The 19,932-nt window shown below is 67.8% G+C and carries 13 protein-coding genes; 6 read left to right on the forward strand and 7 right to left on the reverse strand.

All coding sequences use genetic code 11. The annotated features are described in order from the left end of the window. Nucleotides 1-58 precede the first annotated feature (58 nt). A complete protein-coding gene (gene rpoC, locus LPN01_RS09925) occupies nucleotides 59-4,348 on the reverse strand; it encodes a DNA-directed RNA polymerase subunit beta' (protein ID WP_262828237.1) in 4,290 nt (1,429 codons plus the stop codon). Between the two features lie 178 nt (nucleotides 4,349-4,526). After that, on the reverse strand, nucleotides 4,527-8,681 hold the full coding sequence (gene rpoB, locus LPN01_RS09930; RefSeq protein WP_262828238.1) for a DNA-directed RNA polymerase subunit beta: 4,155 nt from the start codon (nucleotides 8,679-8,681) through the stop codon (nucleotides 4,527-4,529). 364 nt (nucleotides 8,682-9,045) lie between these two features. Between rpoB and LPN01_RS09935 the strand changes: the two genes are divergently transcribed. Then, a complete protein-coding gene (locus LPN01_RS09935; protein WP_262828239.1) occupies nucleotides 9,046-10,203 on the forward strand; it encodes a hypothetical protein in 1,158 nt (385 codons plus the stop codon). A 72-nt stretch (nucleotides 10,204-10,275) separates the two neighbouring features. After that, the gene (locus tag LPN01_RS09940; protein WP_316747354.1) at nucleotides 10,276-11,328 is read left to right on the forward strand and encodes a PAS domain-containing protein; all 1,053 of its coding nucleotides are present in this window, start codon (nucleotides 10,276-10,278) and stop codon (nucleotides 11,326-11,328) included. 186 nt (nucleotides 11,329-11,514) lie between these two features. On the opposite strand, the gene rplL is transcribed toward LPN01_RS09940, so the two are convergent. Together rplL and rplJ are read right to left on the reverse strand one after the other, a co-directional pair. Beyond that, entirely contained in the window at nucleotides 11,515-11,889 is a 375-nt protein-coding gene (gene rplL / locus LPN01_RS09950; RefSeq protein WP_262828241.1) for a 50S ribosomal protein L7/L12, read from the reverse strand. 75 nt (nucleotides 11,890-11,964) lie between these two features. After that, nucleotides 11,965-12,480, reverse strand: a complete 516-nt coding sequence (gene rplJ / locus LPN01_RS09955; RefSeq protein WP_262828242.1) for a 50S ribosomal protein L10 — start codon at nucleotides 12,478-12,480, stop codon at nucleotides 11,965-11,967. Between the two features lie 449 nt (nucleotides 12,481-12,929). On the opposite strand from rplJ, the gene LPN01_RS09960 reads away from it, so the two are divergent. The 3 genes from LPN01_RS09960 (at nucleotide 12,930) to LPN01_RS09970 (ending at nucleotide 16,998) form a co-directional block, all read left to right on the forward strand. Beyond that, nucleotides 12,930-15,419, forward strand: coding sequence for a PhoX family protein (locus tag LPN01_RS09960; protein ID WP_262828259.1), 2,490 nt, complete (start codon nucleotides 12,930-12,932; stop codon nucleotides 15,417-15,419). A gap of 136 nt (nucleotides 15,420-15,555) precedes the next feature. Continuing rightward, nucleotides 15,556-16,077: a PilZ domain-containing protein gene (locus tag LPN01_RS09965; RefSeq protein WP_262828243.1), complete on the forward strand. Its 522-nt coding sequence runs from the start codon at nucleotides 15,556-15,558 to the stop codon at nucleotides 16,075-16,077. Between the two features lie 75 nt (nucleotides 16,078-16,152). Beyond that, nucleotides 16,153-16,998 carry an oxidoreductase gene (locus LPN01_RS09970; protein ID WP_262828244.1) on the forward strand — a complete coding sequence of 282 codons (846 nt, stop codon included), beginning with the start codon at nucleotides 16,153-16,155 and terminating at the stop codon, nucleotides 16,996-16,998. A 185-nt stretch (nucleotides 16,999-17,183) separates the two neighbouring features. Here the strand turns inward: LPN01_RS09970 and rplA are convergent, their stop codons facing one another. From rplA to dinB, 3 genes are all read right to left on the reverse strand, one after another. Further along, nucleotides 17,184-17,876, reverse strand: coding sequence for a 50S ribosomal protein L1 (gene rplA / locus LPN01_RS09975; RefSeq protein ID WP_262828245.1), 693 nt, complete (start codon nucleotides 17,874-17,876; stop codon nucleotides 17,184-17,186). A gap of 4 nt (nucleotides 17,877-17,880) precedes the next feature. After that, on the reverse strand, nucleotides 17,881-18,312 hold the full coding sequence (gene rplK, locus LPN01_RS09980) for a 50S ribosomal protein L11 (RefSeq protein WP_017978227.1): 432 nt from the start codon (nucleotides 18,310-18,312) through the stop codon (nucleotides 17,881-17,883). Between the two features lie 144 nt (nucleotides 18,313-18,456). Further along, complete coding sequence (gene dinB / locus LPN01_RS09985; protein ID WP_262828246.1) at nucleotides 18,457-19,548, reverse strand: DNA polymerase IV; 1,092 nt, start codon at nucleotides 19,546-19,548, stop codon at nucleotides 18,457-18,459. Between the two features lie 243 nt (nucleotides 19,549-19,791). Here dinB and LPN01_RS09990 point away from each other — a divergent pair, with 243 nt between their 5' ends. Beyond that, nucleotides 19,792-19,932, forward strand: coding sequence for a hypothetical protein (locus LPN01_RS09990; RefSeq protein ID WP_262828247.1), 141 nt, complete (start codon nucleotides 19,792-19,794; stop codon nucleotides 19,930-19,932).

Raw genomic sequence — 19,932 nt, forward strand, 5'->3', positions numbered from 1 at the left:
CGCCCGGTTCCCCGGACGGCGGCTGTTCGTGTCGTTCAGGCCGTGACCCGAACCGGGATCACTCCTGGTTCAGATACTCGCCCGCGGCCTCGTCGCTGCCGTCGCCCGAAGGCGTGACCTCGGCGAGCGGGTCGGGACCCGTGCCGGCGTCCTCCCGCTTCGACCGCTGCGCCTCGGCGGCGCGCAGTTCCGCGGCCGAGGCCGGTGCGACGATCGCCGCAGCGAGCGAACGCTGCTGTGCGCGGAGCGCCGCATCGCGGCTGGAGGCCGCGACGCGCAGGCGGTTCATGCCCGCGCCGGTGCCCGCCGGGATCAGGCGACCGACGATCACGTTCTCCTTGAGGCCCATCAGCGTGTCCTGCTTGCCCTGGACCGCCGCCTCGGTGAGGACGCGGGTGGTTTCCTGGAACGACGCCGCCGAGATGAAGCTGCGGGTCTGCAACGACGCCTTGGTGATGCCGAGCAGGACAGGCTTGCCGTGCGCGGGCTGCTGGTTCTTCTCCAGCTTCTCGTTGGTCGCGTCCATTTCCTCGCGATCGACCTGCTCGCCCTTCAGCAGCGTGGTGTCGCCGCCGTCGGTGATCTCGACCTTCTGCAGCATCTGACGAACGATCGTCTCGATGTGCTTGTCGTTGATCTTCACGCCCTGCAGTCGATAGACTTCCTGGATTTCGCTGACGAGATATTCCGCCAGCGGCTCGATCCCCATCGTTTCCAGGATGTCGTGCGGGTTCGGCGAACCGCCGATCAGGTTGTCGCCACGCTTGACGTAGTCGCCTTCCTGAACGTCGATCACCTTCGACTTCGGCACCAGATACTCGACGACGTCGCCGCCGTCCTCCGGCTGGATGCCGATCTTGCGCTTCGCCTTATAGTCCTTGCCGAACACGACCCGGCCGGAAACCTTGGCGATGATCGCCGCTTCCTTGGGGATGCGCGCCTCGAACAGTTCGGCGACGCGCGGCAGACCACCGGTGATGTCGCGCGTCTTCGCCGATTCGCGGCTGACGCGGGCCAGCACGTCGCCGGCCTGCACCTGCGCATTGTCGTCCACCGAGAGCACCGCGCCCGCCGCCAGCATGTAGCGCGCCGCCTCGCCGTCCTCGGTCGTGGTGAGGGTCAGGCGCGGACGCAGATCCTCCTTCGACTTGGTCGAGGTGCGATATTCGATCACGACGCGCTGCGCGATACCGGTCGCCTCGTCGGTCTGTTCGGTGAGCGTCTCGCCCTCCGTCAGGTCGACGTACTTCACGATGCCCGAATTCTCGGTGATGACCGGCATGGTGAACGGATCCCATTCGGCCATGCGATCACCCTTGGTCAGCATGTGACCATCGTCGAACAGCACGTAGGCGCCGTAGGGGATGCGGTGCGTCGAAAGTTCGCGGCCGTCCATGTCGACGATCACGATCTCACCCGAACGCGACAGCGTCACGCGACGGCCACGCTGGTCGACGATCAGGCGCAGGTCCTTGAACACCGCGGTGCCGTCGACCGGCGCCTCGAGGTTCGACTGCTCGTTGAGCTGCGCCGCGCCGCCGATGTGGAACGTGCGCATCGTCAGCTGCGTACCCGGCTCACCGATCGACTGCGCCGCGATCACGCCGACCGCCTCGCCGATGTTGACCGGCGTGCCGCGGGCGAGGTCGCGCCCGTAGCACTTGCCGCAGACGCCGATCTTGCTCTCGCAGACCAGCGGCGAGCGGATCTTCATCCCCTGGATGCCGATCTTCTCGATCTGCACGATCATCGCCTCGTCGAGCAGCGTGCCCGTCGGGATGATGACCTCGCCCGTCTTGGCGTCGACGACGTCCTCTGCCGTGGTGCGGCCGAGGATGCGCTCGCCGAGCGAGGCGATCGTCGAACCGCCCTGCACGATCGCCTTCATCTCCAGCGCGCGCTCGGTGCCGCAATCCTCCTCGACGATGACGCAATCCTGCGACACGTCGACGAGGCGGCGGGTGAGGTAGCCCGAGTTCGCGGTCTTCAACGCCGTGTCCGCGAGGCCCTTGCGGGCGCCGTGGGTGGAGTTGAAATATTCGAGGACGGTCAGGCCTTCCTTGAAGTTCGAGATGATCGGGGTCTCGATGATCTCGCCCGACGGCTTGGCCATCAGCCCGCGCATGCCTGCAAGCTGCTTGATCTGCGCCTGCGAACCACGCGCACCGGAGTGCGCCATCATGTAAATCGAGTTGATGTCCTTCTCGCGGCCCTTGTTCGGCCCGTCCTCATAGTGACGGACGGCCTTGATCTCGTTCATCATCGAGTTCGCGACTTGGTCGCCGCAACGGCTCCAGGCGTCGATCACCTTGTTGTACTTCTCCTGCTGCGTAATCAGGCCGTCCTGATACTGCTGCTCGAAGTCCTTCACCTGATCGCGCGTCTCGTCGACCAGCGCGTCCTTGTCGGGCGCAATGATCATGTCGTCCTTGCCGAACGAGATGCCGGCACGGAACGCGTGGCGGAAGCCCAGCGCCATGATCGCGTCGGCGAACAGCACCGTCTCCTTCTGGCCGGTGTGACGATAGACCTCGTCGATCACGTCGCCGACGTCCTTCTTAGTCAGCAGGCGGTTGACCGTCTCGAACGGCACCTTCGACGACTTCGGCAGCGTCTCGCCGAGGAGCATGCGGCCCGGGGTCGTCTCGTAGCGCTTGAGGTACTGCTTGCCGTTCTCATCGGTCTGCGGGACGCGGCTGATGATCTTGGTATGCAGCGTCACCGCCTTGGCTTCGAGCGCCTGATGCACCTCCGCCATGTCGCCGAGCAGCATGCCCTCGCCGGGCTCGCCTTCCTTCAGCATCGACAGATAGTACAGGCCCAGCACCATGTCCTGCGACGGCACGATGATCGGCTTGCCGTTCGCCGGCGACAGGATGTTGTTGGTCGACATCATCAGGACGCGCGCTTCCAGCTGCGCCTCGAGGCTCAGCGGAACGTGGACGGCCATCTGGTCGCCGTCGAAGTCGGCGTTGAACGCGGAGCAGACCAGCGGATGCAGCTGAATCGCCTTGCCCTCGATCAGTACCGGCTCGAACGCCTGGATGCCGAGGCGGTGGAGCGTCGGCGCGCGGTTGAGCATCACCGGATGCTCGCGGATCACCTCGTCCAGGATGTCCCAGACTTCCTTGCGCTCCTTCTCGACCCACTTCTTCGCCTGCTTCAGGGTCATCGACAGACCCTTGGCATCGAGCCGCGCGTAGATGAACGGCTTGAACAGTTCGAGCGCCATCTTCTTGGGCAGGCCGCACTGGTGCAGCTTCAGCTCGGGACCGGTGACGATGACCGAGCGGCCCGAATAGTCGACGCGCTTGCCGAGCAGATTCTGGCGGAAGCGGCCCTGCTTGCCCTTCAGCATGTCGCTGAGCGACTTCAGCGGACGCTTGTTCGCGCCGGTGATCGTGCGGCCGCGGCGACCGTTGTCGAACAAAGCGTCGACCGCTTCCTGCAGCATGCGCTTCTCGTTGCGGACGATGATATCCGGCGCGCGCAGCTCCATCAGCCGCTTCAGGCGGTTGTTGCGGTTGATGACGCGCCGGTACAGGTCGTTGAGGTCCGACGTCGCGAAGCGGCCGCCGTCCAGCGGCACCAGCGGGCGCAGTTCGGGCGGGATGACCGGCACGACCTCGAGGATCATCCACTCGGGACGGTTGCCCGATTCGAGGAAGCTCTCGACGACCTTCAGCCGCTTGATGATCTTCTTGGGCTTCAGCTCCGATTTGGTCGTCGCCAGCTCTTCGAGCAGCGCGACCTTCTCGCCTTCGAGGTCGAGGCTTTCGAGCATGATGCGCACGGCCTCGGCGCCGATGCCGGCCGAGAACGCGTCCTCACCGTACTGGTCTTGCGCCTCGAGGAGCTCGTCCTCGGTCATCAGCTGGAACTTCTCGAGCGGGGTCAGGCCCGGCTCGATGACGATATACGCCTCGAAATACAGCACGCGCTCGAGCTGCTTCAGCTGCATGTCGAGCAGCAGGCCGATGCGCGAGGGGAGCGACTTCAGGAACCAGATGTGCGCGACGGGGGCGGCGAGCTCGATATGGCCCATCCGCTCGCGGCGGACCTTCGACACCGTGACCTCGACGCCGCACTTTTCGCAGACGATGCCCTTGTACTTCATGCGCTTGTACTTGCCGCACAGGCACTCGTAATCCTTGATCGGACCGAAGATGCGCGCGCAGAACAGGCCGTCACGCTCGGGCTTGAACGTGCGGTAGTTGATGGTTTCGGGCTTCTTGATCTCGCCGAACGACCACGAACGGATCTTGTCGGGCGATGCGATGCCGATCTGGATCTGGTCGAAGGTCTCGGGCTTTGCGATCGGGTTCGCGAAGTTGGTCAGTTCGTTCATGAACCTGTCCTCTTAAAATCTCTGTCTCCTCTCCCCTTGTGGGAGAGGAAGGGGCCCGCTGCCGGAGGCAGTGGGAAGGTGAGGGGGAAGCGATGCGGCTGCCGTTCCGCACTGCCCCTCACCCCGCGCCGCGTTCCGCGGCTTGCCCCTCTCCCACAGGGGGAGAGGGGACTTGAGGTCACTCCGCGGCGATCGCGATGCCGCCCTCGTCGTCCACGTCCTGCATGGTCTTGAGGTCGACGTTGAGACCCAGGCTGCGCATTTCCTTGACGAGCACGTTGAAGCTCTCCGGAATGCCGGCCTCGAACGTGTCGTCGCCCTTGACGATCGCCTCGTAGACCTTGGTGCGGCCGACGACGTCGTCCGACTTCACCGTCAGCATTTCCTGCAAGGTATACGCCGCGCCATAGGCCTGGAGCGCCCAGACCTCCATCTCGCCGAAGCGCTGTCCGCCGAACTGCGCCTTGCCGCCCAGCGGCTGCTGGGTGACGAGGCTGTACGGCCCGATCGACCGCGCGTGGATCTTGTCGTCCACGAGATGGTGCAGCTTGAGCATGTAGATGATGCCCACGGTCACCTTGCGGTCGAACTTGTCGCCCGTCCGTCCGTCGAACAGCTCCGACTGACCCGACGTGTCGAGGCCAGCCAGCTCCAGCATCGCCGACACGTCGCTTTCGCGCGCGCCGTCGAACACGGGCGTGCCCATCGGGATGCCGGTGCGGATGTTGTGCACCAGCTCGACGATCTCCTCGGGGTCGCGGCTCTGGATGTCCTCGGCATAATGATCGCCATAGACCTCGACCAGCCGCTCCTTGACCGCATCGGGCATCTCGCCCGCCTTGGCGTCCGGATTGGCCTCGCGCCAGTCGTCGAGCGCCGCCGCGACCTGCATGCCCAGATTGCGGGCGGCCCAGCCGAGGTGGGTTTCGAAGATCTGGCCGACGTTCATCCGGCTCGGCACGCCCAGCGGGTTGAGGACGAGGTCGACCGGCGTCCCGTCGGCGAGGAACGGCATGTCCTCCGCCGGCAGGATGCGGCTGATGACGCCCTTGTTCCCGTGACGGCCGGCCATCTTGTCGCCCGGCTGCAGCTTGCGCTTCACCGCGACGAAGACCTTGACCATCTTGAGCACGCCCGGCGGCAGCTCGTCGCCCCGCTCCAGCTTCTCGCGACGGTCGTGGAACTTGTCCGTGATCCGCTTGGCCGCTTCGTCATACTGCTGCTTGACGGCTTCGAGGTCGGCCTGGACCTTGTCGTCCTGCACCGCGAACTTCCACCATTCGTGGCGGTCGACGCTGTCGAGCAGGTCCATGTCGATCGCCGAGCCCTTCTTCAGGCCCTTCGGAACGGCAGTGGCAACCTGATCGAGCAGCATCTCGCGCAGGCGCGACCATGTCGCGCGGTTGAGAATCGTGCGCTCGTCGTCCGAGTCCTTCTTCAGGCGCTCGATCTCCTCGCGCTCGATCGCCATCGCGCGCTCGTCCTTGTCGATGCCGTGGCGATTGAAGACGCGGACGTCGACGATCGTGCCGGCAACGCCCGGCGGCAGGCGCAGCGAGGTGTCGCGCACGTCCGACGCCTTCTCGCCGAAGATGGCGCGAAGCAGCTTCTCCTCCGGCGTCATCGGGCTTTCGCCCTTCGGCGTGATCTTGCCGACCAGAATATCGCCCGGCTCGACCTCGGCCCCGACATAGACGATGCCCGCCTCGTCGAGGTTGCGCAGCGCTTCCTCGCCGACGTTCGGGATGTCGCGGGTGATGTCCTCCGGCCCGAGCTTGGTGTCGCGGGCCATCACCTCGAACTCGTCGATGTGGATCGACGTGAACACGTCGTCCTTGACGATCCGCTCGCTGATGAGGATCGAATCCTCGTAGTTATAGCCGTTCCAGGGCATGAACGCGACGAGCGCGTTGCGGCCCAGCGCCAGCTCGCCGAACTCGGTCGAGGGGCCGTCGGCGATCACGTCGCCGGCGTTGACCACGTCGCCCACCTTCACCAGCGGACGCTGGTTGATGCAGGTCGACTGGTTCGAGCGCTGGAACTTCATCAGCGTGTAGATGTCGACGCCCGACTTGGCCGAATCGACCTCGCCGGTCGCGCGCACGACGATACGCGACGCATCGACCTGGTCGACGATGCCGGCGCGCTTGGCCGAGATCGCCGCACCCGAATCGCGGGCGACCGTCTCTTCCATGCCGGTGCCGACGAACGGCGCCTCGGCGCGGACGAGCGGCACCGCCTGGCGCTGCATGTTCGAACCCATCAGCGCGCGGTTGGCGTCATCGTTTTCCAGGAATGGAATGAGCGATGCCGCGACCGAGACGAGCTGCTTGGGGCTGACGTCCATCAGCGTGACGTTGTCGGGCAGCGCCATCAGGAACTCGCCCGCCTGACGCGACGAAACCAGCTCCTCGCTGAAGCTCTTGTCGTCGCCCAGTTCGGCCGACGCCTGCGCGATCGTGTGCTTCGCCTCTTCCATCGCCGACAAATAGACGACGTCGTCGGTGACCTTGTGGTCGACGACCTTGCGGTACGGCGTCTCGATGAACCCGTACTTGTTGACGCGGCTGAAGCTGGCGAGCGAGTTGATGAGGCCGATGTTCGGGCCTTCCGGCGTTTCGATCGGACAGATGCGGCCGTAATGCGTCGGATGGACGTCGCGGACCTCGAAGCCCGCGCGCTCGCGCGTCAGGCCGCCCGGCCCGAGCGCCGAGACGCGGCGCTTGTGCGTCACTTCGGACAGCGGGTTGGTCTGGTCCATGAACTGCGACAGCTGCGACGAGCCGAAGAATTCACGCACCGCGGCGACCGCGGGCTTGGCGTTGATGAGGTCGTTCGGCATCACTGTCGACACGTCGACAGAGGACATGCGCTCCTTCACCGCGCGCTCCATGCGCAGCAGGCCGACGCGATACTGGTTCTCCAGCAGCTCGCCGACCGACCGGACACGACGGTTGCCGAGGTTGTCGATGTCGTCGATCTCGCCCTTGCCGTCCTTCAGGCCGACCAGCGTCTTGATGACGGCGAGGATGTCCTCGGTGCGCAGCGTGGTCACCGTGTCCTCGGCATCGAGGTCGAGGCGCATGTTGAGCTTGACGCGGCCCACCGCCGACAGGTCGTAGCGGTCCGGGTCGAAGAACAGGCCCGAGAACAGCGCCTCCGCCGTCTCCAGCGTCGGCGGCTCGCCGGGGCGCATCACGCGGTAGATGTCGGACAGCGCCTGCTCGCGCTCCTCGGCCTTGTCGACCTTCAGCGTGTTGCGGATCCACGCGCCGGTCGAGACATGGTCGATGTCGAGCAGCTCGATCGTGTCGATGCCCGCCTTGTCGAGCGCTTCCAGGTTCTCCTGGCCGATCTCGTCACCGGCCTCGACGTAGATCTCGCCCGTCGTCTCGTTGATGAGGTCATAGGCCGAATAGCGGCCGAAGATTTCCTCGGTCGGGATCAGCAGCTGGGTCAGGCCGTCCTTGGCCGCCTTGTTGGCGGCGCGCGGGCTGATCTTCTGCTGCGCGGCGAAAACGACTTCACCGCTCGATGCGTCGACGATGTCGAACAGCGGCTTCACGCCGCGCCAGTTCTCGGCCGCGAACGGGATGATCCAGCCGCCCTGGCCGCGGACGTAGGTGACGCGGTTGTAGAAGTGGTTGAGGATGTCCTCGCTCGTCATGCCGAGCGCGTAGAGCAGCGCCGTCACCGGCAGCTTGCGCTTGCGGTCGATGCGGACGTTGACGATGTCCTTGGCGTCGAACTCGAAATCGAGCCACGACCCGCGATAGGGGATGACGCGCGCGGCGAACAGATACTTGCCGCTGGCGTGGGTCTTGCCGCGATCGTGGTCGAACAGGACGCCCGGCGACCGGTGCATCTGGCTGACGATGACGCGCTCGGTGCCGTTGATGAAGAAGGTGCCGTTCTCGGTCATGAGCGGCATGTCGCCCATGTAGACGTCCTGCTCCTTGATATCGATGACCGACTTGGCCTCGGTATCGGGATCGACCTCGAACGCGGTCAGGCGCAGCGTGACGCGCATCGGCGCCGCGTAGGTGATGCCGCGCTGGCGGCATTCCTCGACGTCGAACTTCGGCGGCTCCAGTACGTAATCGTCGAAGTCGAGATAGGCGGTGCCGGCGAAATCCTGGATCGGGAAGACGCTGCGCAGCGTCTTTTCCAGCCCCGACACATGGCCGGTGCTCTTGTCCGAGCGCAGGAACTGCTCGTAGCTCTCGCGCTGAACCTCGATCAGGTTCGGCATCTGGATGACTTCGTGGATGTCCCCGAAGATCTTGCGGATGCGCCGCTTGGCGGTGCTGCCCTGGATCGCCTTGGTGGCCATGAGCGTTATCTGTCCTCAGTCGTGGCTGGATCAGCCGAATGTCTGTCCGGAAGCCTCCGGACGGGACGCGAGGCGGGACGCAAAAAAGCCGATCGCAAACCTTGCGTCGGCCTTCGGCGTCCATGACCGCAGCTTCCCATTCGTACGATGCGCTGCGCGACGGCGCGTCATGTCCCGAAAGCTGTGGTGAGAGGCGGATATAGGCGCGCTGTAGGACGGTGTCAAAGGGCATGCGTCCAACACCGCTCCATCGGGGTGCTCCGATCGGTCCGCCGTCGGCCGGGGGCGGTTCGTCGCAGTGGAGGTGGCGGTCGTGCGCGGTTCACTAAGGAGCGGGCAAGGCTTCCGGGTGAGAACAGGGTCCATGCACATCAAGCGGCGCGCGCGGGTTCGCGCGATCGCCATTCTGGCCGCCGTCGTGGTCGCGCCGTCGGCTCCGTCGTCGGCGCAGACGACGGGCACGACCCCGCCGCAGACGATCCCGGGGCTGGAGGGCTTCAGCCTGCCATCGTCGCGGCCCACGCCCACGCCCACGCCCACGCCCACACCTGCGCCCACGCCCACGCCCACGCCCACGCCGGCGCCAGCCACCGGGCCGGCGGTCGGGCCGGCGCCCGTCGCGACGCCCGCACCGCTACCGACGCGCACCCCGGCGCCGCGGCCGGTCTCGACCGCCACGCCGCGTGCGCCCGCGCCGACGACCGCCGCGACGCCGGCGGCGAGGGCGGCCCCCCCGGTCGCGCCGACGCCCGCTCCCACGCCCGTCCCGACGCCCGCGCCGGCGTCGACCCCGGCGCCCGCGTCGCCCCCCGTCGCCGCGACGGCGGAGGGGGCAGCGCCCGGCGTCGGCTGGTGGATCGTCGGTGCGGCGGTACTGGCCGTCGTTGCGGCGGCCGCGGTGTGGCTCCGCCGTCGGCGTGCCGGGGGCCCCGACCCCGAAAGCATTGAGGCACCCCCGGTCATGGCTGCGCCCGCGGTTGTCCCGCCATCGCCGGCGCCGGTGTCGTCGGTCGCCTTGCCCGATCGCGCACGGCTGGCGCTCGACCTGCTGCCGCGGCGGGCGGGGCTCAACCTGCTGAGCGCGACGGTCGAGGCGGAACTCGTGGTCCGCAACACCGGGACGCATGCCGCCACCGGGATCCGCATCGGCTGCGCCCTGATCGGTGCGGCGGCGGGACAGGAAACGACGACTGCCGCACTCTTCGCCGCACCGGTCGCGCGTCCGGCGACGCCGCCGTTCGGTCTCCAGCCGGGGGAGGAGCGGCGTCTGCGCATCGTCGCGGCGCTGCCGCGCGGCGAGATCGACCCGCTCGCCGTGGCCGGACGCGCCATGTTCGTGCCGGTCGTGACCGTCAATGCGCTGTACGACACGGACGGCGGCGGCGGACAGACCGCGCGCGCCTTTGCGGTCGGGGTCGAGCGGGTCGACAGCGCCAAGCTCGCGCCGCTGTGGCTCGACCAGCCGCCGCGGATGTTCGACGGACTGGCCGTCCGCGGCTACGGGACGGCGATCGATCGCTGACCGGCGTATCGAGGCGCAGGCATTTGTTTACCCTGAGCGGCTAGGTCCATTCCCGTCCTAACGGAGGGGAAGATGCAGCGGAACGGGCAGGGTGACGCGGTGTGGCGGGCGGTGTGCCGGTCGGCGGCGGTCGTCGAGTTCGCGCCCGATGGCCGCATCGTCTGGGCAAACCCCTGCTTCTGCGCGCTGATGGACTATCCGCTCGATGCGATCCTGGGGCGGCACCACCGCCTCTTCTGCCTGCCGGCGGAGTGCGAGACACAGGCCTATGCCGCATTCTGGGACGCGCTGCGGCGGGGGGAGGCAAGGACCGGCGAAGCCACGTGCATCACGGCTGGCGGGCGGCCCCTGCGGGTGCAGGCGAGCTATACGCCCGTGCCCGACGGTGACGGCGTGGTGACGAGCGTCGTCGCGATCGCGACCGACGTCACCGCGATCCGGGAGGACGATGGCGAGCGTGCCGCGCGGCTGGCGGCGGTGGATCGCAGCCAGGCGGTCGTCGCCTTCGCGGTCGATGGCACCATCCTCGACGCCAATTCCAATTTCCTCGCGCTGATGGGATATGAGGTCGACGAGGTCGTCGGGCGCCACCACCGCATCTTCTGCACCCCCGACCATGCCGCATCCGCCGAATATGCGGCCTTCTGGCGCCGCCTCGGCGCGGGCGAGTTCGACGGCGGACTGTATCGACGCCGGACGCGGGCCGGCGCCGACGTCTGGCTGCAGGCGACGTACAATCCGGTGATCGGCGCCGATGGCCGGCCGCGCAAGATCCTGAAGATCGCCAGCGACGTCACGCAGCAGGTGCTGCTGGAGCGGGACGTCGCCGAGCGGCTGACCGAAGGGCAGCGATTTCAGGCGGTGCTCGAGCGGCAGGCGTCCGAGCTGAACGACACGATGGAACAGCTGGGTGTGATCGTCGCGGCGATCGGCCAGATCGCGACGCAGACGCGGCTGCTGGCACTCAACGCCGCGATCGAGGCGGTGCGCGCGGGCGAGGCGGGCCGGGGCTTCGCCGTCGTGGCGGCGGAGGTGAAGAAGCTGGCGGGGGATACGCGGCAGGCGACCGAGCGGGCGGCGCTCATGATGCAGCGCAGGACGACGCCGGCGCTGGCCCTGCCGTGACCGTCGACGGCGGTTCGGCACGCGACGGAAAAAGGGCGGCCTCCTTGCGGGGGCCGCCCTGTTCCATGTCGCATCGGCCGGACGGGACGATCATGCGCAAGGCGCCTGACGTCGGACGGCACGGATGCCGCCGGCCGGCCTTGCGGCGAGGGCGGACAGCGTGCCGTCCGCCCTTGCCGCTGCGGCTTACTTCAGCTCGACGGTCGCGCCGGCGTCTTCGAGCTGCTTCTTGACCTTCTCGGCCTCGTCCTTGTTCACGCCTTCCTTGACGGCCTTCGGCGCGCCCTCGACGAGAGCCTTCGCTTCGGTCAGGCCCAGGCCGGTGATCGCGCGGACTTCCTTGATGACGTTGATCTTCTTGCCACCGTCGCCGGTCAGGATGACGTCGAATTCGGTCTTCTCTTCTGCGGCCGGAGCGGCTGCGCCACCGCCGGCTGCCGGTGCTGCGACCGCTGCCGCGGCCGAAACGCCCCACTTCTCTTCGAGCATCTTCGACAGCTCGGCTGCCTCGAGGACGGTCAGTTCGCTCAGGCTCTCAACGAGCGCGTTCAGGTCTGCCATGGTACTTCCTTCATATGTCGGGGCAGGCGCCCCAAAGTGTCAGTTGAAATTCGCTTGTCCAAAAGCGCCTGAAATTCAGGCGGCTTCCTTCTCGGCATAGGCCGACAGCACACGCGCGATCTGCGCCGCGGGAGCCTGGGTGATGGTCGCGAGCTTCGTCGCCGGAGCAACGATGAGGCCCACGATCTTCGCCCGGAGTTCATCCAGCGAGGGCAGGGTCGCGAGCGCTTGCACGCCGGCGAGGTCGAGAGGGGTCGCACCCATCGCACCGCCCACGATTTCGAACTTGTCGTTCGTCTTCGCGAATTCGACCGCAACCTTCGCTGCGGCGACCGGGTCGACAGAGGTGGCGAGGCCGACGGGACCGGTGAGCATGTCGCCCACCGAGCCATAGTCGGTGCCATCCAGTGCGATCTTGGCAAGCTTGTTCTTCGAGACCTTGTAGGTCGCGCCGGCATCACGCATCGCGTTGCGCAGTCGCGTGGACTGGGCAACCGTCATTCCGTTGTTGCGGGTCACGACGACCACGCCGACCTCGGAAAAGGTGCGATTCAACTCGGCAACGGCCGCGGCCTTTTGAGCACGATCCATGCCATTCTCCACGTTTTGAGACGATCGCGAACGATCGCCCCGGTTACAAACCGGTGGGGAAAACCCCGCCGGGGTTGTCCAGCGATGGGGAAGGCACCCGTGAAGGGCGGCAGACCCGCGCGCGATCGTGTCGCGGTGCGGATCGTGAATTCCTGTCCCCGTCTCGGCAGGACATTAAGCCGCGGCATATTCCACGGCACCTGCTGTCTCGGACGGATGCACGGCGGGCGGACCCGCCGGCAAGGCCGCGCACATAGCGGACCGCGACGATAAGTCAAACCCCCGTTCGGCGTGCAGGCCCGCAGACGCGCAAGGGGGCGGCGTGTCTCTGATCCGTCATCCGGGCTTCATCCCGCCGTCATCCGCCCGCAACCGGTTTGCCGCTTTTGCCCGGCAAAGCGTCGGCCACGGCGGCCGGTGCCGCACGACCCGGGGGGACTTCCATGACGATGCCGAACCAGCCGACGATCGGTTATGACGATGGCGATATCGACACCAACCGCAGCGCGAATCCGCATATCGCGGACCTGATCGCGTCGCGCTACTCGCGCCGCCAGACGCTGCGCGGCGGCCTGTCCGCGATGACCACGGCGGTGTTCGGCGCGGGGCTGCTCGCCGGGTGCGACAAGGACGACGATCGCCGTGCCACGACGGTGTCGGCGGGGGGTGCGATCACGACGTCGGCGGGCAAGACCGTGACGTTGAGCGGGACGGTGACGAGCGGCACCGCCGCCTCGACCGGCTGGACGCAGACCAGCGGCCCGATCGTGTCGCTGGCCAACGCCGCGTCGTCGACCGCGACGTTCACCGCGCCGGCGGTCACCGCCGCCACCCCGCTCGGCTTCCAGTTCACCAGCACGTCGAGCGACGGCATCCGCTCGGTCGCCGACACGACCGTCACCGTCGCGCCCGCGACGCTGGACTTCACGGCCGTGCCCAAGAGCCTGGCCGATGTCGTCGCGGTGCCCGCCGGCTATCAGGTGACCGTGCTCTATCGCCTGGGCGATCCGATCAACGCCAGCGTCGGCGCCTTCGCCAACGACGGCACCGACACGACCTTTTCGGCGCGGGCGGGCGACCATCACGACGGCATGAGCTTCTTCGGCCTCGCCGCGAGCGGCACCGCGCCGGACGCGACCAACAGCACGCGCGGCCTGCTGGTGATGAACCACGAGAACATCACCGAAAGCTACCTGCACCCCAACGGCCCGACCAACCTCGCCGACGGCCCGCGCCCGACCGCCGAGGCGTTGAAGGAAATCGAGGCGCACGGCGTCAGCGTCATCGAGATCGCGCGCAGCACGAGCGGCTGGTCCTACGTGCCGACCAGCGGCCTCAACCGTCGCATCACGCCGTTCACGCCGACCACCTTTTCCGGACCGGTCGCGGGCAGCGCCTTGCTGTTCACCGCCTTCTCGCCGACCGGCCGCGCGGGTCGCGGCACGATCAACAATTGCGCCAACGGCACGATGCCGTGGATGACCTATTGCACCGCGGAGGAAAACTGGGCCGGCTATTACCGGCGCGAGGCGGGTGACAATGCGCGCCGGACCAGCGCGCTGGGGGCCCGCTCGGTCGTCGCGTTCAACCGCTACGGCCTCGGCATGGGCAGCGGCGACACGCTGCGCAAGGGCAATTACGTCTGGGCGACCGCGCCGGCGCCGGTGGCTGGCGATACCCGCATCGCCAAGTTCAACGCGACGCTCGACCCGGCGCAGCCCGCCAGCGGCACGGGCGATTTCCGCAACGAGCCCAACCAGTATGGCTGGATCGTCGAGATCGATCCGTTCGATCCCGCGTCTACCCCGCGCAAGCGCACCGCGCTCGGCCGCATGAACCACGAAGGCGTCGTGCCCGGCCGGATGGTCGCGGGCGTCCGCCCCGCCTTCTATATGGGCGACGATGCGCAGAACGAATATGTCTACAAGTTCGTGTCCGCGACGCCGTGGTCGGCCGCGGATGCCGGCGCCGCCAATCGCCTGTCGATCGGCGACAAATATCTCGACGGCGGAACGCTGTACGTGGCGAGGATGAATGCCGACGGCAGCGGCCAGTGGCTACCGCTGACCTTCGGCGCGGCGCCGCTGACCGGCGCGAACGCGGCCTATGCCTTCGTCGACCAGGCCGACGTGCTCACCCACGCCCGCCTCGCGGGCGACGCTTTGGGCGCGACGCGGATGGATCGTCCGGAATGGACCGCGGTCAATCCGGTCAGCGGCGAGATGTACCTGACGCTGACCAACAATTCGTCGCGCACCGTCGCCACCACCGACGCCGCCAATCCGCGCGCGTACAGCGATCCCAGGATCACCGGCGGCGCGACCAACGGCAATGCCAACGGCCACGTCTTCCGCCTGCGCGAGGCGGGGGACAGCAGCGAGGCGACGACCTTCACCTGGGACATCTACGCCTTCGGTGCGGGCAGCGACCTCAACCCCGCGAACATCAACCTGTCGAACCTCGACGACACCAACGACTTCTCGTCGCCGGACGGCCTGTGGTTCGCGCGGCCGACCAACGTCGCGGGGCAGGGGACGCCGCTGCTGTGGATCCAGACCGACGACGGCGCCTATACCGATGTCACCAATTGCATGATGCTGGCGGCGATCCCCGGCAGCGTCGGCGACGGCGGCACGCGGACGATCACCAACAGCCTCAACGGTGTGGCCGGATCGCAGGCGACGCGGATCGGCAAGGCGCCGGGCGCGGCGCTGAAGCGGTTCCTCGTCGGGCCGAAGCAGTGCGAGATCACCGGCATCGATTCGACCCCGGATGGCCGGACGCTGTTCGTCAACATCCAGCACCCCGGCGAAGGCGGCGGCCCGGCCAACATCACCAGCAACTGGCCGCAGAGCCAGGCGACCGGCAGCGGCACCGGCCGGCCGCGGTCGGCGACGATCGTCATCACCAAGACGGACGGCGGGATCGTCGGGCTTTAGGCGCTGCGTCCGATCTCGACGATTGTTTTCGAGCCGGAACGGGTTGGTTACTTCCCGTTAAAGATCGGTGGGGCAGGGATGACGGAATGAACGCCGCCGTCCCTGTCCCGCGTCCCGCGCGCTTCGGTCGCCGCCGGTGAGGCAGCGCGAACCGCGCCGCAAGGTTCTGGTCCGCGCCCGCATGCGGTGCGGCGCCGACTGGGGCGACGTGACGATCCACAACATGTCGTCGCGCGGCCTGCTTGCGACCAGCGAAACCGAATGCCGCACCGGCACCATCGTCGAGATCCGCCGCATCCATCACGTCATCGTCGGGCGCGTCGTCTGGCAGAAGGGGCTGTATTTCGGCATCCGGACACAGGACCGGATCGATATCGACGGGATCGTCGCCGCGCGTCCGCCCGCGCACAAGCCCGACACCCGCAGCGGCACGGACCGGCGCAATGCCGACCGGCCGAGCGTCTCGATCGCGGACCGCGAGGCCGGCAGCCGCCGCTTCGCGCGGGCGTTCCAGTTCGCGGTGGCGATCGCCGTCGTCGTTGCCGTCGCGCTGATCCTGGCGAGCGAGGTGAGCGGCGTGCTGTCGCGCCCGTTCGCGGTCATCGGCGCGCATCTCGACGGCAGCGCCGCCCGCTCCACCGACGGCGGGATGCGATAGCGGGGGCGCGGGGGAACCGGAAGGGCGGGTACGGCATTGCCGCCTGACATCCGCTTTCCGCCGAGGTTCCCCGACATGACGCTTCCCGATTCGCCCGTGTGGTTCATCACCGGCTGTTCCACCGGCTTCGGTCGCGACCTTGCGCGGCTGGTGCTCGATCGCGGCTGGCGGGCGGTGGTGACCGCGCGTGACGCGGCGCGGGTCGCCGATCTGGTCGAGGGGCGTGGGGATCGCGCGCTGGCGCTCGCGCTGGACGTGACCGACGGCCACGACATATCAGCAGCGGTCGCCGCTGCGGAGGACCGGTTCGGGCGGATCGACGTGCTCGTCAACAATGCCGGCTACGGCTATCAGGCGAGCGTGGAGGAAGGGCAGGAGGATGCCATCCGCGCGCAATTCGACACCAACGTCTTCGGCCTGTTCGCGCTCACCCGTGCCGTCCTGCCCGGCATGCGCACGCGGCGGCAGGGGCATATCGTCAACTTCACCTCGGTCGCCGGGCTCGTCGGTTTTCCCGGATCGGGCTATTATGCGGCGTCCAAACATGCGGTCGAGGGCTGGTCCGACAGCCTTGCCGCGGAGGTCGGGCCGCTCGGCATCGCGGTGACCTGCGTCGAGCCCGGCCCGTTCCGCACCGACTGGGCCGGCCGGTCGTTGCAGCAGACGCCGGTGACGATCGTCGACTATGCCGACACCGCCGGCGCGCGGCTGGACAGCACGAAGGGCTATAGCGGCGAGCAGCCCGGCGACCCGGTGCGCGCGGGCGAGGCGATCATCGCGGTGACCGAGGAGCCCAACCCGCCGCGCCATCTGGTGCTGGGCAAGTTCGGCTTCGACGCGGTGACCGCCAAACTCAGGGAACGGCTGGCGGAGATCGAGGGCCGTCGCGACCAGTCGCTGGGCGCCGATTTTCCGGAGTGAGGTGACGCGCACCGTCATCGCGATCGCGGCGTAGCAATCCCCAGCCGGACCAGGACCCCCGGGGTTATGACGCTGCGCTCGCCATGACGATCGATCGGGGCCGGGTTACCGGAACGTCCCGTTCCCACACGAAAAGGGCCGGGATCGCTCCCGGCCCTCTCCGTCTTTCCGTGTGACCGGTACGCTTACGCGCCGGCGACCTCGGCGGTGTCGACGCGGATGCCCGGGCCCATCGTCGAGCTGACGGCGACCTTGCGGACATACTTGCCCTTGGCGCCCGACGGCTTGGCCTTCACGACCGCATCGACCAGCGCGTCGAAGTTGCGACGCAGGTCTTCCTGCGTGAACGACGCCTTGCCGATGCCCGAGTGGATGATGCCGGCCTTCTCGACGCGATACTCGACCTGACCGCCCTTGGCGGCCTTGACGGCCTCCGCCACGTTCATCGTGACGGTGCCGAGCTTCGGGTTCGGCATCAGGCCCTTGGGGCCCAGCACCTTGCCGAGGCGACCGACGACGCCCATCATGTCCGGGGTCGCGATGCAGCGATCGAAGTCGATGGTGCCACCCTGGATGGTTTCCATCAGGTCTTCCGCACCGACGACGTCCGCACCGGCGGCCAGCGCCTCCTCGGCCTTCGCGCCGCGGGCGAACACGCCGACGCGGACGGTCTTGCCGGTACCGGCCGGCAGCGTCACGACGCCGCGGACCATCTGGTCGGCGTGGCGCGGATCGACGCCCAGGTTCAGCGCGACCTCGATGGTCTCGTCGAACTTGGCGGTGGCGTTCTGCTTGGCCATCGCGATCGCCTGGTCGACGCCGTGCAGCGTCTCCGGGTTCACCGCATTGGTCTTCTGCTTCTTGGTCAGCTTGGCCATGCTATCAGCCCTCCGTCACTTCGAGGCCCATCGCGCGGGCGGAGCCTTCGATGATCTTGGTCGCAGCCTCGATGTCGTTGGCGTTCAGGTCCTTCATCTTGGTCTGGGCGATCTCGGCGAGCTTGCTGCGCGCGATCTTGCCGGCGACGACCTTGCCCGGCTCCTTCGAGCCCGACTTCAGGCCGGCGGCCTTCTTGATGAGGAACGAAGCCGGCGGCGTCTTGATCTCGAACGAGAACGAACGGTCGGCATAGACGGTGATCTTGGTGGGCAGCGGCGTGCCCTTGTCCATGTCGGTCGTCTGCGCGTTGAACGCCTTGCAGAATTCCATGATGTTGACGCCGCGCTGACCCAGCGCCGGGCCGATCGGGGGCGCGGGCTTCGCGTCGCCTGCAGGAACCTGCAGGTTGATGTAACCTGTGATCTTTTTTGCCATGTCACTCTCGTTTCAAGTTTAGCGGTCCAGACGGGCGCGAACGCCCTCCCGCAAGCATCCAGCCATGAGCGTGGAAGCGCGTGCCGGTACCGGAAAGCGCCGCGCGACGCAACCGTCCATCGCGGTCCCCCGCGCCGCTGCGCGCTACAGCGGCAGGCTCGGCTGCGCGTCGTCGCCGTCGGGCGCGTCGCCGACGATCCCGGACAGCGTCAGCCCGAGCAGGCGCACGCCGTCCGGCACGGGGAGCTGCGCATCGAGCAGGTCGTCGCCGATCGCGAGGAACGCCGCCTGATCCGCGACCGGCGTGGCGAGCGAGCGGGCGCGGGTGATCGTGCGGAAATCCGCGTGGCGCAGTTTCAGCGTCACGGTGCGGCCCCGCGTGCCCGACCGGTCGATCCGCACCCATGCCGCCTCCGCGACGCGGGCGAGCGCGGCGTGCAGGTCGGCGGCATCGGTCAGGTTGGTTTCGAACGTCCGTTCCGCCCCGACCGACTTCGACTGGCGATGCGCGCGCACCGGCCGGTGATCCTCGCCGCGCGCCGCACGGTACAGATAGTCGGCATAGGAGCCGAAATGCGCCTGGAGAAAGGCGAGCGGCCGGTCGCGCAGGTCGGCGCCGGTATGGATGCCCAGTTGCTCCATGCGCCCGGCGGTGACGGGGCCGACGCCGTGGAAGCGCTTGACCGGCAGCGAGGCGACGAAGGCGGCGCCCCGGTGCGGCGGAATGACGCAGATGCCGTCGGGCTTGTTCTGGTCGGAGGCGAGTTTCGCGATGAACTTGTTGTAGCTGACGCCCGCGGACGCGGTGAGGCCGGTGTCGGCGCGGATGCGCGCCCGGATCTCCTCGGCGATCGCGCGCGCCGATCCCAGTCCGCGGCGGTCGTCGGTGACGTCGAGATAGGCCTCGTCGAGCGACAGGGGTTCGACCGCGTCGGTATAGTCGGCGAAGATCGCGCGGATCTGTCGCGACACGCCGCTGTACACGTCGAACCGCGGGCGGACGAAGACGAGGTCGGGACAGCGCCGGATCGCGGTGACCGACGGCATCGCGCTGCGGACGCCGAAGGCCCGCGCCTCGTAGCTCGCCGCGGCGACCACGCCGCGGGCGCGCGAGCCGCCGACCGCGACGGGACGTCCGCGCAGCGCGGGATCGTCGCGCTGTTCGACCGATGCGAAGAAGGCGTCCATGTCGACATGGATCACCTTGCGCTGCACGGGCACGTCGTCGTCGGCCATGGCCCCGTTTCGTTCCGTTTGCCGCCCGGATCAAGCGATCCCTGTCCGTAAATGCGCCAAGCCGCGGGAATTGAGGCGGAAAGCAGATCGTGTCGTCCCCGGCGCCGTCGTCATCGCCGTCCGACGCGATTGCGCGCGGTGCAATCGTCAGCCGCCAAATTGCAATTGCCGCACTTACCTCCCGGCAACATATGGCGTGCGAATGCTGCGTTGCAGCAACGCTTTTCCCCAGGAGAAATCATCGTGTTCAGCCTGATCGCCGCTCTCGTATCCTATCGCCGTCAGCACGCCCTGTCCGCGCGCGTGTCCGTGCCGTCGGTCCGTGCGGATCGTGCCGTCGCCAACGACCGCGTCGCAACCGCGGACCTCGCCCGCGCCGCCTGA

Origin of the sequence: Sphingomonas sp. A2-49 (genome assembly GCF_025548555.1) — a bacterium.
In the GTDB taxonomy this organism is placed as follows: domain Bacteria; phylum Pseudomonadota; class Alphaproteobacteria; order Sphingomonadales; family Sphingomonadaceae; genus Sphingomonas.